General features: G+C 72.2%; 20 protein-coding genes. 14 read left to right on the top strand and 6 right to left on the bottom strand.

Annotated elements, in window-relative coordinates; genetic code table 11:
• Positions 1–19: 19 nt before the first annotated feature.
• The 6 genes from DAE25_RS12095 (at position 20) to DAE25_RS12070 (ending at position 5,060) form a co-directional block, all read left to right on the top strand.
• A complete protein-coding gene (locus DAE25_RS12095; protein ID WP_107766460.1) occupies positions 20–703 on the top strand; it encodes a GntR family transcriptional regulator in 684 nt (227 codons plus the stop codon).
• 4 nt (positions 704–707) lie between these two features.
• Positions 708–1,133: a DUF3151 domain-containing protein gene (locus tag DAE25_RS12090; protein ID WP_107766459.1), complete on the top strand. Its 426-nt coding sequence runs from the start codon at positions 708–710 to the stop codon at positions 1,131–1,133.
• Positions 1,134–1,243: 110 nt separating this feature from the next.
• Positions 1,244–1,579: a DUF3311 domain-containing protein gene (locus DAE25_RS12085; RefSeq protein ID WP_234411011.1), complete on the top strand. Its 336-nt coding sequence runs from the start codon at positions 1,244–1,246 to the stop codon at positions 1,577–1,579.
• Complete coding sequence (gene mctP / locus DAE25_RS12080) at positions 1,576–3,291, top strand: monocarboxylate uptake permease MctP (RefSeq protein WP_325050372.1); 1,716 nt, start codon at positions 1,576–1,578, stop codon at positions 3,289–3,291. Before DAE25_RS12085 ends, mctP begins: the two co-directional genes overlap by 4 nt.
• Before the next feature lie 86 nt (positions 3,292–3,377).
• On the top strand, positions 3,378–3,836 hold the full coding sequence (locus DAE25_RS12075; protein WP_107766457.1) for a GNAT family N-acetyltransferase: 459 nt from the start codon (positions 3,378–3,380) through the stop codon (positions 3,834–3,836).
• A gap of 237 nt (positions 3,837–4,073) precedes the next feature.
• Positions 4,074–5,060 carry a type IV toxin-antitoxin system AbiEi family antitoxin domain-containing protein gene (locus tag DAE25_RS12070; protein ID WP_107766456.1) on the top strand — a complete coding sequence of 329 codons (987 nt, stop codon included), beginning with the start codon at positions 4,074–4,076 and terminating at the stop codon, positions 5,058–5,060.
• A 130-nt stretch (positions 5,061–5,190) separates the two neighbouring features.
• On the opposite strand, the gene fbaA is transcribed toward DAE25_RS12070, so the two are convergent.
• A complete protein-coding gene (fbaA, locus tag DAE25_RS12065; protein WP_107766455.1) occupies positions 5,191–6,225 on the bottom strand; it encodes a class II fructose-bisphosphate aldolase in 1,035 nt (344 codons plus the stop codon).
• 149 nt (positions 6,226–6,374) lie between these two features.
• On the opposite strand from fbaA, the gene DAE25_RS12060 reads away from it, so the two are divergent.
• The 4 genes from DAE25_RS12060 to DAE25_RS12045 all read left to right on the top strand — a co-directional run bounded on the left by DAE25_RS12060 (position 6,375) and on the right by DAE25_RS12045 (position 8,852).
• Positions 6,375–6,722 (top strand): hypothetical protein, encoded by a 348-nt coding sequence (locus DAE25_RS12060; protein ID WP_107766454.1) that lies wholly within the window; start codon positions 6,375–6,377, stop codon positions 6,720–6,722.
• A 114-nt stretch (positions 6,723–6,836) separates the two neighbouring features.
• The gene (locus DAE25_RS12055; RefSeq protein WP_107766453.1) at positions 6,837–7,409 is read left to right on the top strand and encodes a sigma factor-like helix-turn-helix DNA-binding protein; all 573 of its coding nucleotides are present in this window, start codon (positions 6,837–6,839) and stop codon (positions 7,407–7,409) included.
• Between the two features lie 76 nt (positions 7,410–7,485).
• Positions 7,486–8,358 carry a hypothetical protein gene (locus tag DAE25_RS12050; RefSeq protein WP_107766452.1) on the top strand — a complete coding sequence of 291 codons (873 nt, stop codon included), beginning with the start codon at positions 7,486–7,488 and terminating at the stop codon, positions 8,356–8,358.
• Positions 8,355–8,852, top strand: a complete 498-nt coding sequence (locus DAE25_RS12045; RefSeq protein ID WP_107766451.1) for a SigE family RNA polymerase sigma factor — start codon at positions 8,355–8,357, stop codon at positions 8,850–8,852. The genes DAE25_RS12050 and DAE25_RS12045 overlap by 4 nt, the downstream gene beginning before the upstream one ends.
• On the opposite strand, the gene DAE25_RS12040 is transcribed toward DAE25_RS12045, so the two are convergent.
• Positions 8,835–9,521: a TrmH family RNA methyltransferase gene (locus DAE25_RS12040; RefSeq protein ID WP_234411010.1), complete on the bottom strand. Its 687-nt coding sequence runs from the start codon at positions 9,519–9,521 to the stop codon at positions 8,835–8,837. The two genes, DAE25_RS12045 and DAE25_RS12040, sit on opposite strands and share 18 nt — an antisense overlap.
• Before the next feature lie 36 nt (positions 9,522–9,557).
• On the opposite strand from DAE25_RS12040, the gene DAE25_RS12035 reads away from it, so the two are divergent.
• Positions 9,558–10,310: a DedA family protein gene (locus DAE25_RS12035; RefSeq protein WP_234411009.1), complete on the top strand. Its 753-nt coding sequence runs from the start codon at positions 9,558–9,560 to the stop codon at positions 10,308–10,310.
• Here DAE25_RS12035 and DAE25_RS12030 read toward each other — a convergent pair.
• From DAE25_RS12030 to DAE25_RS12020, 3 genes are read right to left on the bottom strand one after another with little or no spacing between them, the layout of a single operon-like run.
• Positions 10,307–11,440 (bottom strand): alanine racemase, encoded by a 1,134-nt coding sequence (locus DAE25_RS12030; protein ID WP_199907566.1) that lies wholly within the window; start codon positions 11,438–11,440, stop codon positions 10,307–10,309. The genes DAE25_RS12035 and DAE25_RS12030 overlap by 4 nt on opposite strands.
• Positions 11,441–11,457: 17 nt before the next feature.
• On the bottom strand, positions 11,458–11,997 hold the full coding sequence (gene pyrE / locus DAE25_RS12025) for an orotate phosphoribosyltransferase (RefSeq protein ID WP_107766450.1): 540 nt from the start codon (positions 11,995–11,997) through the stop codon (positions 11,458–11,460).
• A gap of 14 nt (positions 11,998–12,011) precedes the next feature.
• On the bottom strand, positions 12,012–12,716 hold the full coding sequence (locus DAE25_RS12020; protein WP_159083698.1) for a class E sortase: 705 nt from the start codon (positions 12,714–12,716) through the stop codon (positions 12,012–12,014).
• A 31-nt stretch (positions 12,717–12,747) separates the two neighbouring features.
• Between DAE25_RS12020 and DAE25_RS12015 the strand changes: the two genes are divergently transcribed.
• From DAE25_RS12015 to DAE25_RS12005, 3 genes are read left to right on the top strand one after another with little or no spacing between them, the layout of a single operon-like run.
• Complete coding sequence (locus DAE25_RS12015) at positions 12,748–13,914, top strand: pyridoxal phosphate-dependent aminotransferase (protein WP_107766448.1); 1,167 nt, start codon at positions 12,748–12,750, stop codon at positions 13,912–13,914.
• A 1-nt stretch (position 13,915) separates the two neighbouring features.
• Positions 13,916–14,395, top strand: coding sequence for an NUDIX domain-containing protein (locus tag DAE25_RS12010; RefSeq protein ID WP_107766447.1), 480 nt, complete (start codon positions 13,916–13,918; stop codon positions 14,393–14,395).
• A gap of 44 nt (positions 14,396–14,439) precedes the next feature.
• Positions 14,440–14,817, top strand: a complete 378-nt coding sequence (locus DAE25_RS12005; protein WP_107766446.1) for a VOC family protein — start codon at positions 14,440–14,442, stop codon at positions 14,815–14,817.
• A 293-nt stretch (positions 14,818–15,110) separates the two neighbouring features.
• Here the strand turns inward: DAE25_RS12005 and DAE25_RS12000 are convergent, their stop codons facing one another.
• Positions 15,111–16,247: a hypothetical protein gene (locus DAE25_RS12000; RefSeq protein ID WP_107766445.1), complete on the bottom strand. Its 1,137-nt coding sequence runs from the start codon at positions 16,245–16,247 to the stop codon at positions 15,111–15,113.
• Positions 16,248–16,292: the final 45 nt, after the last annotated feature.

Here is a 16,292-nt window from a genome sequence, read left to right as displayed (position 1 = left end):
GGGGGGCTATAACACGAACATGCCATCCCCGCGATCGGGGCGCGAACGTGCCTACGAGTATCTCCGGGCGTCGGTGCTCACCGACCCGGGGCTCGTCGGCACGTTCATCAACGAGCAGGACATCGCCGCCGCCGTGGGCGTCTCCCGCACCCCGGTCCGCGAGGCGCTGCTGCGCCTGGCCGCCGAGGACCTGGTCCAGCTCCGGCCCAACCGGGGCGCCTTCATCGCCCCGGTCACCACGGAGCAGACGCGCCAGATCCTGCAGGCGCGCGGCGTCATGGAGACCTGGGCCGCCCGCCACTGCATCGCCGCCGGCACGGTGCCGCTGGCCGCCATGACGGCCCGGCTGCGGGAGCAGGACGAGCTGGTCCTGGACGGCCCCGACGACGAGTTCGCGCGGGTCGACAGCGAGTTCCACGTGCTGCTGGTCCGCGCCGCGGGCAACCCGCTGCTCGACCGGATGTACGACGCGCTGCACGCCCGCCACGTGCTGCTCGGCCTCACCGCCGCCCGGCGGCACGGGCTCCCGCACGCCACCGTGGTCCACGAGCACCACACGATCGTGGCCGCCCTGCGCAGCGGCGACGCCGACGCGGCGGAGCAGGCGATCTGGACACACCTCGCGCAGACCGAGCGGGTGCTCACCGGGGCGGGCCTTCCGGCGGCCGGCGTCGGCCGGCCGCCCGCGGGCGTGGGAGGGTAGCCGCATGAGCACTGGCCCCTTCCAGGGCGGCGACCTGATGGCCGGCCCCCCTCCCACCCACCTCCCCGTGGACCCCGCCGACGCCGAGCTGGCCGGTGGCGACGCCCCTGCCGCCGTCGTACGCCGCCACCCGGCGTCGCCCGCCGCGTGGGCCGCACTGGCCCTCCAGGCCCAGGAGGCCGGCGCCGACGACGTGACCGTCTACGCCTACGCCCGGGTCGGCTACCACCGCTCCCTCGACATGCTGCGCCGCAACGGCTGGAAGGGCCACGGCCCGGTGCCGTGGGAGCACGAGCCCAACCGCGGGTTCCTGCGCGCGCTGGCGCTCCTCGCGGTCAGCGCCCGCGCCATCGGCGAGACCGAGGAGTGGGAGCGCTGCTCCACCTTCCTGCGCGACTCCAGCCCCGCGGCGGCCGACGCACTGCTGTGAGGCGGGCCGGCGGTCGCGCCGGCCTGCTGGCGGGCGTCCTCGCCGGGTCGCGCGCCTGAGACGGCCCGGGCCTTGCGGTGACGTGAGTCACGAGGGGTAACCTCCCGCGCATGACTCTCGGGCACACCCCTCCTCAGCCGCGCCCTGAGCGCGGCCACACCCCTCAGGTCCCACCCACCGACCGCGGCAAGATGATCACCGCAGGCGTGCTGCTGATGATCCCGATCGTCGCCCTCATGTGGGTGCCGTCGTACGCCAGGATCGAGCCGGAGCTCCTCGGGTTCCCGTTCTTCTTCTGGTACCAGTTCCTCTGGGTCTTCCTGTGCTCCGCGCTGACCTACACGGCCTACCGGCTGACGCTGGCCGCGCGCCCGCGTCGTACGCCGGGCGAGTCCATCGCGGGCCCCGGTCCGGACGGCTCGGACAGCACGGACGGTGACCGATGAGCGCGCAGCTGGCCGTGATGGCGACCGACACGGGCATCAACGGCGTCGCGCTGGCCGTCCTGATCGTGCTCTTCGCGATCGTGACGGTGGCCGGCTTCATGGCGTCGCGCTTCAAGCGGGCGGACTCGCTGGAGTCCCTCGACGAGTGGGGCCTCGGCGGCCGCAAGTTCGGCACCTGGATCACCTGGTTCCTGCTCGGCGGCGACCTCTACACGGCGTACACCTTCGTCGCCGTGCCGGCGGCGATGTTCGCGACCGGTGCAGTGGCGGGCTTCTTCGCGGTGCCCTACACGATCGTGCTCTACCCGATCATCTTCATCTTCATGGCCCGACTGTGGTCGGTGAGCCACCGCCACGGCTACGTCACCACGGCCGACTTCGTGCGCGGGCGCTACAACTCCCGCGCCCTGTCGCTCGCGGTCGCCGTCACCGGCTTCGTGGCGACGATGCCCTACATCGCGCTCCAGCTCGTCGGCATCCAGGCGGTGCTCGAGGTGGCCGGCCTCGGCGGCGGCGACAACATCATTGCCAAGGACGCGCCACTGTTCATCGCGTTCGCGCTGCTGGCGGCGTACACGTACTCGAGCGGCCTGCGCGCACCCGCGGTCATCGCGTTCGTCAAGGACATCCTCATCTACCTCGTCATCATCGTCGCGGTGATCTACCTGCCCGGGCAGGTGGGTGGCTGGACCGAGATCTTCGGGGCGGCCCAGGACAAGATGGCGACCACCAACGAGGCCACCGGCAAGCCCACGGGCACCTTCATCTCGGTGGACGGCACCCACTGGGCGTACGCCACCCTGGCGCTCGGCTCGGCGCTCGCGCTGTTCATGTACCCGCACTCGGTGACCGCGTCGCTGTCGTCCAACAGCCGCAACACGATCCGGCGCAACGCCGCGATCCTGCCGGCCTACTCCTTCGTGCTCGGCCTGCTGGCCCTGCTCGGCTGGGTGGCCATCGCGGCGGGCACCAACCCGATCGGCCTCGACGGCGAGCCCAACGCGCAGCTGGTGATCCCGCAGCTGTTCGAGGACATGTTCCCGGCGTGGTTCGCCGGCGTGGCCTTCGCCGCGATCGCGATCGGTGCGCTCGTGCCGGCCGCGATCATGTCGATCGCCGCGGCCAACACGTTCAGCCGCAACATCTACAAGGAGTGGCTCAACCCCGCGGCCACCCCGGCGCAGGAGGCCAAGGTCTCCAAGCTGATGTCGCTGGTCGTCAAGGGCTTCGCGCTGATCTTCGTGCTGACCCTGGACAAGCAGAACGCGATCAACTTCCAGCTGCTCGGCGGGATCTGGATCCTGCAGACCTTCCCCGTCGTGGTGTTCAGCCTCTACACCCGCTGGTTCCACCGCTACGCCCTGCTCGCCGGCTGGGCGGTCGCGATGGTCTACGGCACCGTCGAGGCCTACCAGGTGGTCAACCCGGTCACCGGCAAGAACTTCGGCGGCTCGCTCGGGATGATCCCGGGCCTGGAGCAGATGGGCTACATCGCCATGACGGCGTTCGTGCTCAACCTGGTGATCTCGGTCGTGCTCAGCGCGATCCTCAACGCCGCCAAGGTGTCCAACGGCGAGGACGAGACCATCCCGTTCGACTACATCGCCGACGCGGACGACCCGCGCGTCCAGAAGGACCTCGCGCAGCACCAGTCGCACGAGGACCTGTACGGCGACCCCGACGACGTCCCGGGCAACGCCGGCGCCCGCTGAGCGTCGTACAACCAGGGCAGGGCCCGCTCCCGAACCTCGGGGGCGGGCCCCTGCCGTTGGTCGGAGTTTCGTCCTAGGCTCGGCGCATGGTCGACGTGCGCGTGATCACCGCCGAGGAGGCGCCGCTCGCCGCGCGGCTGCTGGACGACTTCAACCGGGAGTACGACGAGCCGTCGCCCGGGCCCGAGTGGCTGGCCGAGCACCTCGCCACCCTGGTCGAGGGCGACGACACGGTGGTGCTGGTCGCCGGTGAGGCCGACGGGGTGGGCGTGCTGCGGCTGCGGCGCTCGCTGTGGGGTCCGGCGCTCGAGGCCTACCTCGCCGAGCTGTACGTCGTACCGTCCCTGCGCGGGCAGGGCATCGGCCGGACGCTCCTCGAGGCCTGCATGGCGACCGCCCGGGAGCGCGGCGCCGACTACATGGACCTCGGCACCTCCGAGGACGACGTGGCCGCGCGCAAGCTCTACGAGTCGGCCGGCTTCGACCGGACCGAGGGCCGCCCCGACGGGGCGCTGTCGTTCTACTACGAGCGCACGCTGGACTGACTCCGGTCCTCGCCGCGCCGCCGCCCCGGCCCTCCCCCGCCCCGGACAAGTAACGCGGTGTTAGTCGGACGAAACGGGCCGTCGACTGGCTGTCTCGCGCGACTAACACCGCGTTACTTGACTGGTGGGGCCCCGTGATCGGGCCCCCTGCCCTCCACAGCCACCACGCAGACCGAGACCGTCCCCAGCCGGCGATGGGTGGAGTGTGGACCGCGTGGCGCGGGGCAGTCAGCCGCCATGGACCTCACGTCGTACCTCCCCGCCGTCCATCAGCACGGGCTCATCACGTGGCGCCAGGCGCTGGCCGCCGGTCTCGATCCCGACGCGATCCGTCGACTCGTGGTGACGGGTGAGTGGGAGCGGGTGCGGCGCGGTGTGTACGTGCAGCGGTCGACGTGGGAGGAGCTCGACGACTTCCGCGGGCGCCCCCTCACCCGGATCCATGCGGCACGACTCGTGCTCGAGGTCGGTCACCACCTGAGTCATGACTCGGCGGCCCTGGTGCACCGCATCGGCACGCCCGATCCGCGCACGGCTCTCGTCCACGTCACCCGGGACCACGTGCGGGGCAGCCGCATCGACGCCGGCATCAAGCACCACGGAGCCGTGACCACCGCCTCACAGCGGACGCAGGCCGACGGCCTGCCCGTCCTGAGCCTGGCCAGGACGGCCGTGGACATGGCCCGGGAGCACGGACCGGCCCACGGGCTCGCCGCATGCGACGCAGCGCTCCGCAACGGTGTCTCGCGCGCAGAGCTGGTCAAGGTCGCCACGGCCATGCACCACTGGCGCGGGATCAGAGGTGCTCGCGTGGCCATCGAGCGGGCAGATCCGCTCGCCGAGTCGTACCTCGAGTCGCTGGGACGCTGGTTGGTCTGGCAGCTCGGTCTGGGCAGACCCGAGTGCCAGTTCGGGCTCAGGGACGGGGACCGTACCGTCTGGTGCGACATCCGGGTCGGGCGTCACATCTTCGAACCGGACGGTCTGCTCAAGTACGGCATCGACGGGAAGCCGGCCCGCGAGGACCTCTGGCGCGAGAAGACCCGACAGGACTTCATCACCGGTTTCAAGCTGGGGGTCTCGCGCATCACGGACCATGACACCCGCAACCCGGAGGCTGCCCTGCGCCGCTTCGCGCGGGAGTACGCCACCACCGTGGCGCGCTACGGCACCGACATCAGCGACCTGGCGCCGTACGTCGTGCGGCGTCGGAACGCCGGTTGAGATCGCCCCGGACAAGTAACGCGGTGTCAGTCGGACGAAACAGGGCTTCGAAGCCTCGTCCCGTCTGACTAACACCGCGTTACTTGTCGCGTCCGGCCGGGTTGGTTTCCCGACGGCGCGAGGGTGAAGGTCAGGCGCCCAGCGCGGTGCCCGCCGAGCGGAGGTTCTCGCAGGCCTCGACGATGCGAGCGGCCATGCCGGCCTCGCCCGCCTTGCCCCAGGCGCGCGGGTCGTACTGCTTCTTGTTGCCGACCTCGCCGTCGACCTTGAGCACGCCGTCGTAGTTGGCGAACATGTGGGCGGCGACCGGGCGGGTGAAGGCGTACTGGGTGTCGGTGTCGACGTTCATCTTCACGACGCCGTAGTCGACGGCCGCGCCGATCTCCTCGGCGGTCGAGCCGGACCCGCCGTGGAAGACGAGGTCGAACGGCCGGGCTCCGGACTCCAGCCCGAGCTCGGCCACGACGGCCTCCTGGGCGTGCTTGAGGATCTCCGGGCGCAGTTTGACGTTGCCGGGCTTGTAGACGCCGTGCACGTTGCCGAACGTCAGGGCCGTCATGTAGCGGCCCTTCTCGCCGGCCCCGAGCGCGCGCACGGTCGCGAGCGCGTCCTCGGGGGTGGAGTAGAGCTTGTCGTCGATCGCGCCGACGACACCGTCCTCCTCGCCGCCGACCACGCCGATCTCGACCTCGAGGATGATGTGCGCGGCCGCGCACTTCTCGAGGAGCTCCTGCGCGATCTGGAGGTTCTCCTCCAGCGGCACGGCCGAGCCGTCCCACATGTGCGACTGGAAGAGGGGCGCCTCGCCCCGGGCCACGCGCTCGGCGGAGATGTCGATCAGCGGCCGGACGAAGCCGTCGAGCTTGTCCTTAGGGCAGTGGTCGGTGTGCAGCGCGATGTTGACGGGGTAGTTCTTCGCGACCTCGGCGGCGTACGCCGCGAAGGCGACGGAGCCGGTCACCATGTTCTTGACGCTCGGACCGGAGAGGTACTCCGCACCACCGGTCGAGATCTGGATGATGCCGTCGGACCCCGCGTCCGCGAAGCCCTTGAGGGCGGCGTTGAGGGTCTGGGACGAGGACACGTTGATGGCCGGGTAGGCGAAGGACTTGTCCTTCGCGGCGTCCAGCATCTGCGCGTAGACCTCGGGGGTGGCGATGGGCATGTCGGATCCTTTGGGAGGACGTCTCGGGACGCCTCCGACACTAGTGGCTACCGGCCGGTCTGCGAACGGCGGACGAGCGACGCCGAGACGGCTAGCCTTCACCCCCACGGGGGTCGCGCTCGCGCGGCCATGAACGACGGGGAACCACCATGAACGATCAGTACGACGCGCGCCTCACGCAGGACAGCACCGACCAGGCCGCCCGCACGCGGGCCTTCACAGGACTGGGCCTCGCGCTCGTGGGCCTGATGGGCGGAGGGATGCTCGGCAGCGCCGTCTTCTACCTCTTCCTCGGGACCAACGCCGACGCCGGGTCGTACAGCATGGTCGCGCAGGGACTGCCCGGTCTCCTGCTGGGACTGGCCGGGGCCGGGCTCGGGTGGTCGGCGTCGACGACCGCGGACCCGCTGGCGGCGCCCGCGGGCCGGGCCGCCCTCGTCCTCGGTGTGCTGGCCGCTCTCGCGGCGGTCGCCGTGATCGTCACCGGACAGGTCTGATCCACCGGGCGGATCTGCCCACCGACGCAACCGAACGACCATTCGCTGCGTCTTGAGACGTGACGCCCGCCGGGGCGCCGCTCGGGACTGCAGCACAGGCGAGGGGGAACCGCCATGACCACCAGCATCGACTGGGTGCACGAGATCGACGCGTCGTTCGACGGGTACGCATCGGCCGACGTCTACGTCGCACGCCGGCACGTGGCCGGCTGGCGCGCGCGTCGCGACGTCCGGGTCGCCGACGGCTTCGCCGACTACCTCGTGGCCCGCCAGCAGCACGTGCGCCGGGTGGCCCACGCGATCTGCTGCGACTGGCTGCGGGCCGAGGACGCCGTACGACGCACGCTCGCCCGCCTCGAGGACGCCTGGCCGCACCTGTCCGACGCCGCCGAGGCGGACGCCTTCGTCCACCGCGCGCTCGCCCGCCTGGACGTGCAGGACTCGCCGAGCCCGCGCAGCTGCGGGGAGAACCGCGCCGACGACTTCCCCGTCGAGGACCAGTCGCTGATCTTCGACGGCCTCCAGTCGCTGCCCGCGGTCCAGCGCAAGGTGCTGGTGCTGCACGACTGGCTCGACCTGCCGGCCGACGAGGTGGCGGGCGCGCTGGGGATCGACGTGACGACCGTGCACCGGCACGCGTCCCGCGGTCGCGCGACGCTCGCGATGCTGATGCCCGACACGATCTGACCCCGGTCGGACAACCGATCGGACCCCGCGCTCCGTACTCCCGGTGACGGTGACGGACGGGGAGAGGACAGCAGCCATGGACACCAGGTGGGCGGACGAGATCGAGCGGTCGTTCGGCGACGGCCCCACACCCCCGGCCCCCGCGACGTACGTGGAGGCCGGACGCGCCGCCGTACGACGCCGCCGGATCGCGGCGGGTGCCGCCTCGGTCGCCGCGGCGCTGGTCATCGGGGGCGTCGGCTGGGCCGCTCTTCCCGGTGACCCCGGCGCCGACGCCGGGCGGGTCGCCACCGACCCGTCGCCGGCGACTGCGGAGAGCCCGAGCCCGTCGGAGACGACGACGACGGGCGTCCCGATCCGCCGGGTGCCCGCGCCCGGCAATCCCGACGCGCCGCTCGCGGTGCAGTGGGTGGAGATCGACGGCGAGGGCCTCACGGTGCTCCAGGGGGTCGAGGTGAAGGAGGTCGTCGCCAACCCGCTCGACTTCGAGGCGCCGCAGCAGTCCTTCGCTGTCGCGCTGGTGCGTGACGGCGAGGAACGGTGGATGGTGCTAACCGGTGGCGACGGTCGCCCGTCGTCGGCCACGTGGGACGACGCCCGCAAGCGGCACGCCACGTTCCGGGACTGGCTCGTCGACCAGGTCGAGTTCGCACGGAAGTCCGTCGCCGAGGGCCCCGTCTTCCTCGACAGCCAAGGTGTGCTGGGGGTCTACGCCGACGTCGACCTGCTGGAGGAGGTCAGGGCGCCTGCCGAGGCGGCGGCGTACGCCCCGGTGGAGGACACCGCGGCGGTGAAGTACCGCACGCCCCAGGGCGACATCGAGTTCGCGTTGCTCATCGCGGGTGGGGACTCGACCACGGTCGACCCGGCCGTCCTGGAGACGCCGACGATGGCGGCGTTCCTGCGCCACCTGGCCGCCCAGGGCGACAGCGGCGAGGGCCTGCGATGAGGCGCGCGGAGCGCGAGGCGGCGTTCACCGACTACGTCGCCGCCCGCCAGGTGCACCTGCGCCGGATCGCCTACGCGATCTGCGGCGACTGGCACCGCGCCGACGACCTGCTCCAGATCTCGCTGACCAAGCTGTACGTCGCGTGGCCGCGGGTGTGCGGCAAGGGCACCGAGGACGCCTACGTCCGCCAGATCATGGTGCGCGCCAACATCGACGAGCACCGGCGACCGTGGCGGCGTGAGCACGTGACCGACGAGGTGCCGGAGCTGGCGGCCGGCGCCGACCACCAGCTGGAGGAGCGCTCGGCGCTCTTCGATGCGCTGCAGGAGCTGCCCGCGATGCAGCGCAAGGTGGTCGTGCTGCGGCACTGGCTCCAGCTCTCGGTCGCCGAGAGCGCGAAGGAGCTCGGCATCTCCGAGGGCACCGTCAAGAGCCACTCGTCGCGGGGACTCGCCGCGCTGGAGAAGGCTCTGGCGTCATCCGCGCCAGGCTGAGTCGCCGGACAGGTCGGCGTACTGGCGCACCCAGGAGTGCATCGCGATCGCCGCGGCCGCGCTGGCGTTGATGGAGCGCGTCGAGCCGAACTGGGCGATCGAGAACGTGCCGTCGCAGACCTCGCGCGCCCGCTCGGAGAGGCCCGGACCCTCCTGGCCGAAGAGGAAGCACACGCGGCGCGGCACCTCCATCGTCTCGAGGTGCTGCGAGCCGGGGAGGTTGTCGATGCCCAGCAGGCGCACCGGGCCGCCCGACTCCTCGGGCAGCCCGTGGAGGTACGCCGCAAGGTCGTCGGCGCTCTCGTGGTGGCGCACGTGCTGGTAGCGGTCGGTGACCATCGCACCGCGACGGTTCCACCGGCGGTTGCCGACGATGTGCACCTCGCGGGCGAGGAACGCGTTGGCGGAGCGCACGATGGTGCCGATGTTGAAGTCGTGCTGCCAGTTCTCGATCGCGACGTGGAAGTCGTGGCGGCGGGTGTCGAGGTCTGCCACGATCGCGGCCATCGACCAGTAGCGGTAGCGGTCGACCACGTTGCGCCGGTCACCCTCGGCCAGCAGCGTCGCGTCGTACTCCGGACCGGTCGGCCAGGGGCCCTCCCACGGTCCGACCCCGACCTCGGCCGGCCCGTGCGGCATCGGGTCGTACGGCGCCCGCTCTTCGTCCATGCGGGCACCCTAGGCCGCGGAAGTTAGGGTGATCCGGTGACCCTGCCGCTCGAGATCCTGCCCCTGCTCCTCGGCATGGACTGGATGGATCCCTACTGGCTGCTGGAGAACTTCGGCGACGCGCTCTTCTGGCTCAGCCTGGTGATCATCTTCGTCGAGTGCGGTCTCTTCTTCCCGTTCCTGCCGGGTGACACGCTCCTGTTCGCGATGGGGCTCTTCATCGCCACCGAGCAGATCGACGTCTTCGCCGGACCGCCGGTCGTCGAGCTGGCGATCGCGATGCTGCTCTTCCTGGTGGCCGCGGTCGCCGGCAACATCGCCGGCTACGAGATCGGCCGCGCGATCGGCCCGCCGCTCTACGAGCGCGACGGCCGGGTCCTCAAGCGCAAGTACTTCGACCAGACCACGGCGTTCTTCGACAAGCACGGCAACAAGGCGCTGGTGATCGGTCGCTTCGTTCCGTTCGTGCGCACCTACATCACCGTGGTGGCCGGCGTGACCCGCATGGACCGCGCCCGCTTCATCACGTGGAGCTTCGTCGGCGCGGTCGGCTGGGTCCTGTCGATCACCCTGCTCGGCTTCTTCCTCGGCGCGGCGTTCCCGTCGCTCGGCGAGAACATCGACAAGGCGATCATCCTGATCCTCGCCTTCTCGGTGCTCCCGATCGCCTGGGAGTGGTGGCGCCACAAGCGCACCTCCGGCCCCGAGGCCGAGGACAACGACCACGACGGCCGACCTGACCGTGACATCGCGGGCCAGGACGTCCCCCCGCGCGGGGACCACTCCTAGGCGATCGAGGGGCGGTCGAACCTCGTCGTCCACACGTCGACCTGCCGGCCGCTGCCGTCGGTGACGACGTACGCCGGCCAGCGGTCGAAGGCCGAGCACGGGTGCGAGATCCCGAAGGTGACCACGTCGGCCACCGCGAGGCCGTCGGCCCCGGTCAGCACGGTGTGCTGGTCGTACATCGAGCGCACCTGCCCCGCCGGCACCCGCGCCCGCCCGTCGGCGTCGTGGACGGCCACGACGACCGGGGGCTCGACGTCGTACGGCAGGTCCCGCTTGCCGGCACCGACGACGACGGTGCCGGGCTCGGGCGCCGAGACGACGGCGGCGCGCACGGTGAGCGCGGCCCGGAGCTCCGGGAACGGGGTCACCCGGGCGTAGGTCCCGTGGTCGTGCGTGACGTAGCAGCCCGACCGGAGCAGCCGCAGCGTGCCGGGCACGTCGCGCTCGCCCGGCAGGTGCTCGACGACCCGGTCGGGGAAGGCGGAGCCGCCCATCGTGAAGACCGGCCGGTCGGTCTCGAAGACAGCGGCGAGGTCGAGGAAGACGTCCCGGACGGCGGCGCAGTGGGCGTCCACCGCGTCGAGGACGGCGGTCGTCCGGTCGTTGGGCACGACGCCCTCGTAGCCCGCGACCCCGACCAGCCGCAGGTCCGACGCCCGCCCCACCAGCCGGGCGATCTCACGCGCCTCGTCACGCGTCCGTACGCCGGTCCGGCCACCGGGGGTGCCGACGTCGACCATCACCTCCAGGGCTGCGTCGGCGCCGGCTCCGGCGAAGGCGGCGCGGGCGGCCGCGACACCGGCCTCGGAGTCGACCAGGCACCTCACCTGGTGTTGCGGGTACTGCTCGACGAGGCGCCGCAGACCGGCGAGGCCGGCGGCGTCGACGACCTCGTTGGCGATGAGGAGGTCGTGACCCCAGCCGAGCGCGATCCCGGCCTGGTCCACCGTGGCGACGGTGACCCCGACGGCCCCGGCGGCCACCTGCCGGGCCACGACCGGCTCGCTCATCGTGGTCTTCACGTGCGGCGCCAGCGCCACGTCGTGCTCGGCACACCACGCGGCCATGGTGCGGATGTTGTGGTCGAGCGCGTCGACGTCCAGCCGGAGCTGGGGCAGGGACGGGCTCACGCGCGGACGACCGGGACTCAGGCCTGGGCGGCGTCCAGCTGCGCCCGGGTGAGCACCGAGCGGACCTCGAGGCCCACGTCGGCCAGCGGGTTCTCACCCGCCGGCGAGCGGTCGATCGCGCAGACGACGACCTCGACGGTCGCGCCCGCGGCGCGCAGCTCCCGGGTGGCGTCGCGGACGGCACCGCCGGTGGTGATGACGTCCTCGATGATCGTCACCCGGCGACCCGCGACGTCCGGGCCCTCGGCGAGCTTGCAGGTGCCGTACTCCTTGGCCTTCTTGCGCACGAAGAGCGCCGGCAGCCCGGTCTTCGCCGACACCATGGTGGCGATCGGGATGCCGCCGAGCTCGAGGCCGCCGAGGAGCTCGGTGTCCTGCGGCAGCAGGTCGAGCATCTGGGCGGCGACGCGGTCGAGCAGCGCCGGCTGCGCCTCGAAGAGGTACTTGTCGAAGTAGGTGTCGGCCACCTGCCCGGACCTGAGGGTGAACTCCCCGGTCAGGCGGCAGGTCGCGTCGATGTCACGGGCAAGGGTCTCGTCAGGGGTCGTGTCGGCCACGGCGACGAGCCTACTCAGGACGCCGACCGGGGCTCCTTGGAGTCCAGGTGGCCGAAGGCGACCAGCCGGTTGTCGGTGTGGAACAGCTCGGAGCAGGTGGTGAGCGTGATGAGTCGCTGCCCGGGCTCCCGGTCGGGAGGTTGTACGCCGCCCGGCTCGGGGTTGCGCGGCAGGTCCCCGAGCACCCAGGCGCTGGTGAACGGCACGGTGAGGCCGTCGCCCGGGGTGTCGAGCACGTAGGTGTAGACCCAGCGCCCGGTCTCGATGATGACCTCGTCGCCCGGCTCCAGCGACGGCATGTCACGCAGCGGCTCGCCGTGGGTGACCCGGTGCGCCGCGATCACGTAGTTGCCCCGCTCCCCCGCCCCCTCGGTGTCCTCGAGGTGGCCGAAGCCGGCGGCCAGCACCTCGTCGGACGCCCCCTCCAGGACCGGCACCGCGTAGTCGTCACCGAGCGCAGGGATCCGGACGATCGCGGTCATCTCGCCGTGGTCGGTCGGCACCGCGTCCCTCTCGTCGATCTGCCCCGCCCGGTCGTCGTCGGCGACCTCCCACGCCTGCTCCGCCTCCTCCACCAGGGAGGCATGGGTGCGCTGGGAGGCGACGTTCGTGCCGAACAGCTGCCACGCGACGTACCCCGCCAGCACCAGGCCGGCCACGACGAGCAGCACCCCGACCCGCCGCATCCAGGTGGCGGTGCGCGACGAGCGGGGGGACATGCGACGAGTGTCCCCGATTACGCTCGCGAGCATGCGGACCACGTCAGCACGCGTCGCCTCGATCCCGCCCACGATCTTCTCCGAGATGTCGGCGCTCGCGGTGCGCACAGGTGCGGTCAACCTCGGGCAGGGCTTCCCCGACGTCGACGGACCGCCGTCGGTCATCGCCGAGGCGGTGCGCGCCCTCGAGGGCGGCGCCAACCAGTACGCCCCCGGCATCGGCGTACCCGCCCTGCGCCAGGCGATCGCCCGCCACCAGCAGCGCCACTACGGCCTCGAGGTCGACCCGGACACCGAGGTCGTGGTCACGACCGGGTGCACCGAGGGCATCGCCGCCGCGCTGCTCGGGCTCGTCGACCCGGGCGACGAGGTGGTCGTGCTGGAGCCCTACTACGACTCCTACCTCGCGATGATCGACTTCGCCGGAGGCGTACGCCGCCCGGTCACGCTGCGCGCCCCCGACTACCGGCTCGACGTGGACGCGCTGCGTGCCGCGATCACGCCGCGGACCCGGCTCATCCTGCTCAACACCCCGCACAACCCGACCGGCACGGTGCTCACCGGCGACGAGCTGCAGGCGGTCGCGGACGTGGCGATCGAGCACGACCTGGTCGTGGTGACCGACGAGGTCTACGAGCACCTCGTCTTCGACCACCACACGCACGTGCCGCTCGCCACGCTGCCGGGGATGTGGGAGCGCACGCTGACGTTGTCGAGCGCAGGCAAGAGCTACTCCTTCACCGGGTGGAAGGTGGGCTGGGCGACCGGACCCCGCTCCCTCGTGGGGTCGGTCCTGGCCGCCAAGCAGTGGCTGACCTTCACGTCCGGCTCGCCGCTGCAGCCGGCCGTCGCGCACGCGCTCGACCACGAGCCGGACTTCCCGGCGCAGCTCGCGGCCTCGCTGCAGACGAGGCGCGACCTGCTCGTGGCGGGCCTCGCCGACGCCGGCCTGACAGCACGGGTCCCCGAGGGCACCTACTTCGCGACCACCGACATCAGCCACCTCGGCTGGGCCGACGGCCGGGAGTTCTGCCTCGCGCTGCCGGACGTGGCCGGCGTGGTCGCGATCCCCAACGTCGCCTTCTACGACGACCGCGAGGAGGGGCGGCACCTGGTGCGCTGGGCCTTCTGCAAGGAGGCCGACGTGATCGGGGAGGGCGTACGACGCCTCGCGGCCGCCGACCTGCACCGGCGCTGAGGTGGCGCCGCCCCGACTCCGCCAGGCCGTGCGGGCCCTGCTCCTCGACGAGGACGACCACGTGCTGCTCGTGCACTTCGACGCCGACGGGCGCTACGTCCCCGGCGGCTTCTGGGCCTGCCCCGGCGGTGGGATCGACCCCGGGGAGGCGCCCGAGGACGCGTTGCGGCGCGAGCTGTCCGAGGAGCTCGGCCTGGACACCGCGGACGTCCACGGACCTGTCTGGCGGCTCACCCGGCTCTTCCCGATGGAGCACTGGGACGGGCAGACCGACGTCACCCACCTCGTGCGCGCTGCTCGCTTCGACCCCCGGCCCCGGGTGGACCTGGTCGCGGAGGGCGTCCACGACATCCGCTGGTTCTCCCCGGACGAGCTGGCGGCCGGCGAGGTGACCTTCAGCCCGCGGGACCTGCACGCCCAGCTGGCGATCGTGCTCGCCGAGGGAGTCCCGGCGACCGTCCGCGACATCGACGCGCTGTGACGTCGGTGCCCTGTGACGCGGCCGGCAGCGCCTAGGGTCGAACCATGCCCGTCACCCGCATCACGCTCGGTGCCGTCAACATGGAGGCTGCGGACCCCGCGTCGCTCGCCGCCTTCTGGGCAGCCCTCACGGGTAGCACGCCCTCGGGTGCCGACGGAGCCTTCTACCTCCCTCCGGCCGAGCCCGGCGGGTTCGCCATGTTCTTCCAGCCGATGACCGAGGCACGTCCCGAGCGCGCGACCATGCACCTGGACCTGACGGTCCCCTGGGGCGAGCGGGTCGGCGAGGTCGAGCGCCTCGAGGCGCTGGGCGCGACCCGACGCTGGGACGTGCTCGATGAGTACCCCCACGTCCAGTGGACGACGATGGCCGACCCCGAGGGCAACCTCTTCTGCGTCGCGGAGCATCCACCGACCGCCTGAGCCCAGCTCGGAACATCCGATGCCTCACGGCCGTCGGATGTTCCACCGTGGCTTGCCGCAGCCGGGGCTCCCGGTGCGGGCCCAGTAGACGCGCGGACACAACCCGGTGCCGGTGGCGGCCCGCCCGCCTGGGCGTCGCACGCCGGGGGTGTTGTGTCCGCGTGTCTACGACCCCGTGCCCGATCCGCACCATCCGGCGGCGTACGCGCTCACGCGAGCCCACGGAGACAGCGGCCTGTCAGGTCCACCCGGCGGACCGCAGGAGCCGCCATCTCCTCACGAGGAGGGGAGAGTCAGCGCGGGGCGCCCGCGAGCCAGGCGCGCACGTCGGGGCGGCGCAGGACGGCGACGGTGACGATCGACGCGAAGGCCGGGAGCGCGAGGAGCAGCGAGGCGAAGGTGCCGACCACGCACAGCACGGCGCTGAGCGCGGCCGAGACCATGAGCAGCTGGGCCGCGACGCGGCGCCGCCCGAGGGTCAGGAAGGCGAGCACGATCGCGGCCGCGGCCCACGCGATCACGACGCCACCCATGACGAAGGTGGTGGTCTGGAGCATCGCCTGGGTGACGCCCTGGTCGGCGAGCTCGGGCTGCTGGCGGAGCACCTCCTCCAGCATCAGGTCGGGCGAGACGGCCATGACCAGCACGCTGATGCTGACCAGCACCAGCACGAGACCGGCCGAGACGAGGGTGAGCACGAAGGCCAGCACCACGCCCTCGGGTCGACGGTCCGGGGAGGGGGCGGTCGGCAGCGACGGCCACGTGCCGTGCTGGGTCGGGGGCTCACCGAAGGGATGGGCGTACGGCCCCGGCTGGCTCGGCGCGGGCGGGCCGTCGCCCGCCGGCGGCGGGACCGGCGCGGCAGGCCCGGCAGGCCCGGCAGAGCCGGCCGGCGAGGACGACGTGGACCCCGAGGGCGACGGGGAGGAGGAGGACGCGTCGTACGGCGGCAGCGGCGGCGGCCAGACGGACTCGGCCGCCTTGTCGGACGCAGCCCGGTCGGGGGCGACCTCGCCCTTGAACCACTCGCGCGAGGGCGAGAGCCACAGCAGCGCGATGGCCACCGCGACGATCGACGACATGAAGCCACCCGCCGCGATCCCGGTGACGAAGAGCGGCACGGCGAGGACCGACAGCCCGACCCGGGCCGGGCGGTGGCCACGCAGGGCGTAGACGCCGAGGACCGCGGCGACGGCCGCGCACACGCCCGCGACGGTGGAGACGCCGCGCAGGAGCTGCAGCGTCCCCTCGACGGTCAGCCCGGTCTCGCTGCCGGGCGACTCGGCGAGGAAGTCCTCGACCGCGTCGCGCGACTCGATGCCCCGCAGGCCGGTCATGGACTCCCAGACGGTCAGGAGCAGGAAGATCGAGCCGACGATGATCATCCCGCCGGCGAAGGTCGTCTGGCGCGGTCTGGTCGGGGTGCTCACGGGGTCATTCCACCATCGACGTGGTGAGCAGCCCCCATCGCACGA

It is taken from the genome of Nocardioides terrigena (genome assembly GCF_003047265.1).
Lineage (GTDB): Bacteria > Actinomycetota > Actinomycetes > Propionibacteriales > Nocardioidaceae > Nocardioides > Nocardioides terrigena.
The sequence above is the reverse complement of the archived record's forward strand: the minus strand, read 5'-3'. Positions and strand labels throughout refer to the sequence as shown.

Excerpts from the sequence above, each read along its gene's own strand:
- DAE25_RS12090 (WP_107766459.1), top strand. The coding sequence starts at position 708 with ATGAGCACTGGCCCCTTCCAGGGCGGCGACCTGATGGCCGGCCCCCCT.
- DAE25_RS12005 (WP_107766446.1), top strand. The coding sequence starts at position 14,440 with ATGCCCGTCACCCGCATCACGCTCGGTGCCGTCAACATGGAGGCTGCG.
- DAE25_RS12050 (WP_107766452.1), top strand. The coding sequence starts at position 7,486 with ATGGACACCAGGTGGGCGGACGAGATCGAGCGGTCGTTCGGCGACGGC.
- DAE25_RS12060 (WP_107766454.1), top strand. The coding sequence starts at position 6,375 with ATGAACGATCAGTACGACGCGCGCCTCACGCAGGACAGCACCGACCAG.
- mctP (WP_325050372.1), top strand. The coding sequence starts at position 1,576 with ATGAGCGCGCAGCTGGCCGTGATGGCGACCGACACGGGCATCAACGGC.
- fbaA (WP_107766455.1), bottom strand. The coding sequence starts at position 6,225 with ATGCCCATCGCCACCCCCGAGGTCTACGCGCAGATGCTGGACGCCGCG.
- DAE25_RS12015 (WP_107766448.1), top strand. The coding sequence starts at position 12,748 with ATGCGGACCACGTCAGCACGCGTCGCCTCGATCCCGCCCACGATCTTC.
- DAE25_RS12075 (WP_107766457.1), top strand. The coding sequence starts at position 3,378 with ATGGTCGACGTGCGCGTGATCACCGCCGAGGAGGCGCCGCTCGCCGCG.
- DAE25_RS12070 (WP_107766456.1), top strand. The coding sequence starts at position 4,074 with ATGGACCTCACGTCGTACCTCCCCGCCGTCCATCAGCACGGGCTCATC.
- DAE25_RS12085 (WP_234411011.1), top strand. The coding sequence starts at position 1,244 with ATGACTCTCGGGCACACCCCTCCTCAGCCGCGCCCTGAGCGCGGCCAC.
- DAE25_RS12045 (WP_107766451.1), top strand. The coding sequence starts at position 8,355 with ATGAGGCGCGCGGAGCGCGAGGCGGCGTTCACCGACTACGTCGCCGCC.
- DAE25_RS12040 (WP_234411010.1), bottom strand. The coding sequence starts at position 9,521 with ATGGACGAAGAGCGGGCGCCGTACGACCCGATGCCGCACGGGCCGGCC.
- DAE25_RS12055 (WP_107766453.1), top strand. The coding sequence starts at position 6,837 with ATGACCACCAGCATCGACTGGGTGCACGAGATCGACGCGTCGTTCGAC.
- DAE25_RS12095 (WP_107766460.1), top strand. The coding sequence starts at position 20 with ATGCCATCCCCGCGATCGGGGCGCGAACGTGCCTACGAGTATCTCCGG.
- DAE25_RS12020 (WP_159083698.1), bottom strand. The coding sequence starts at position 12,716 with ATGTCCCCCCGCTCGTCGCGCACCGCCACCTGGATGCGGCGGGTCGGG.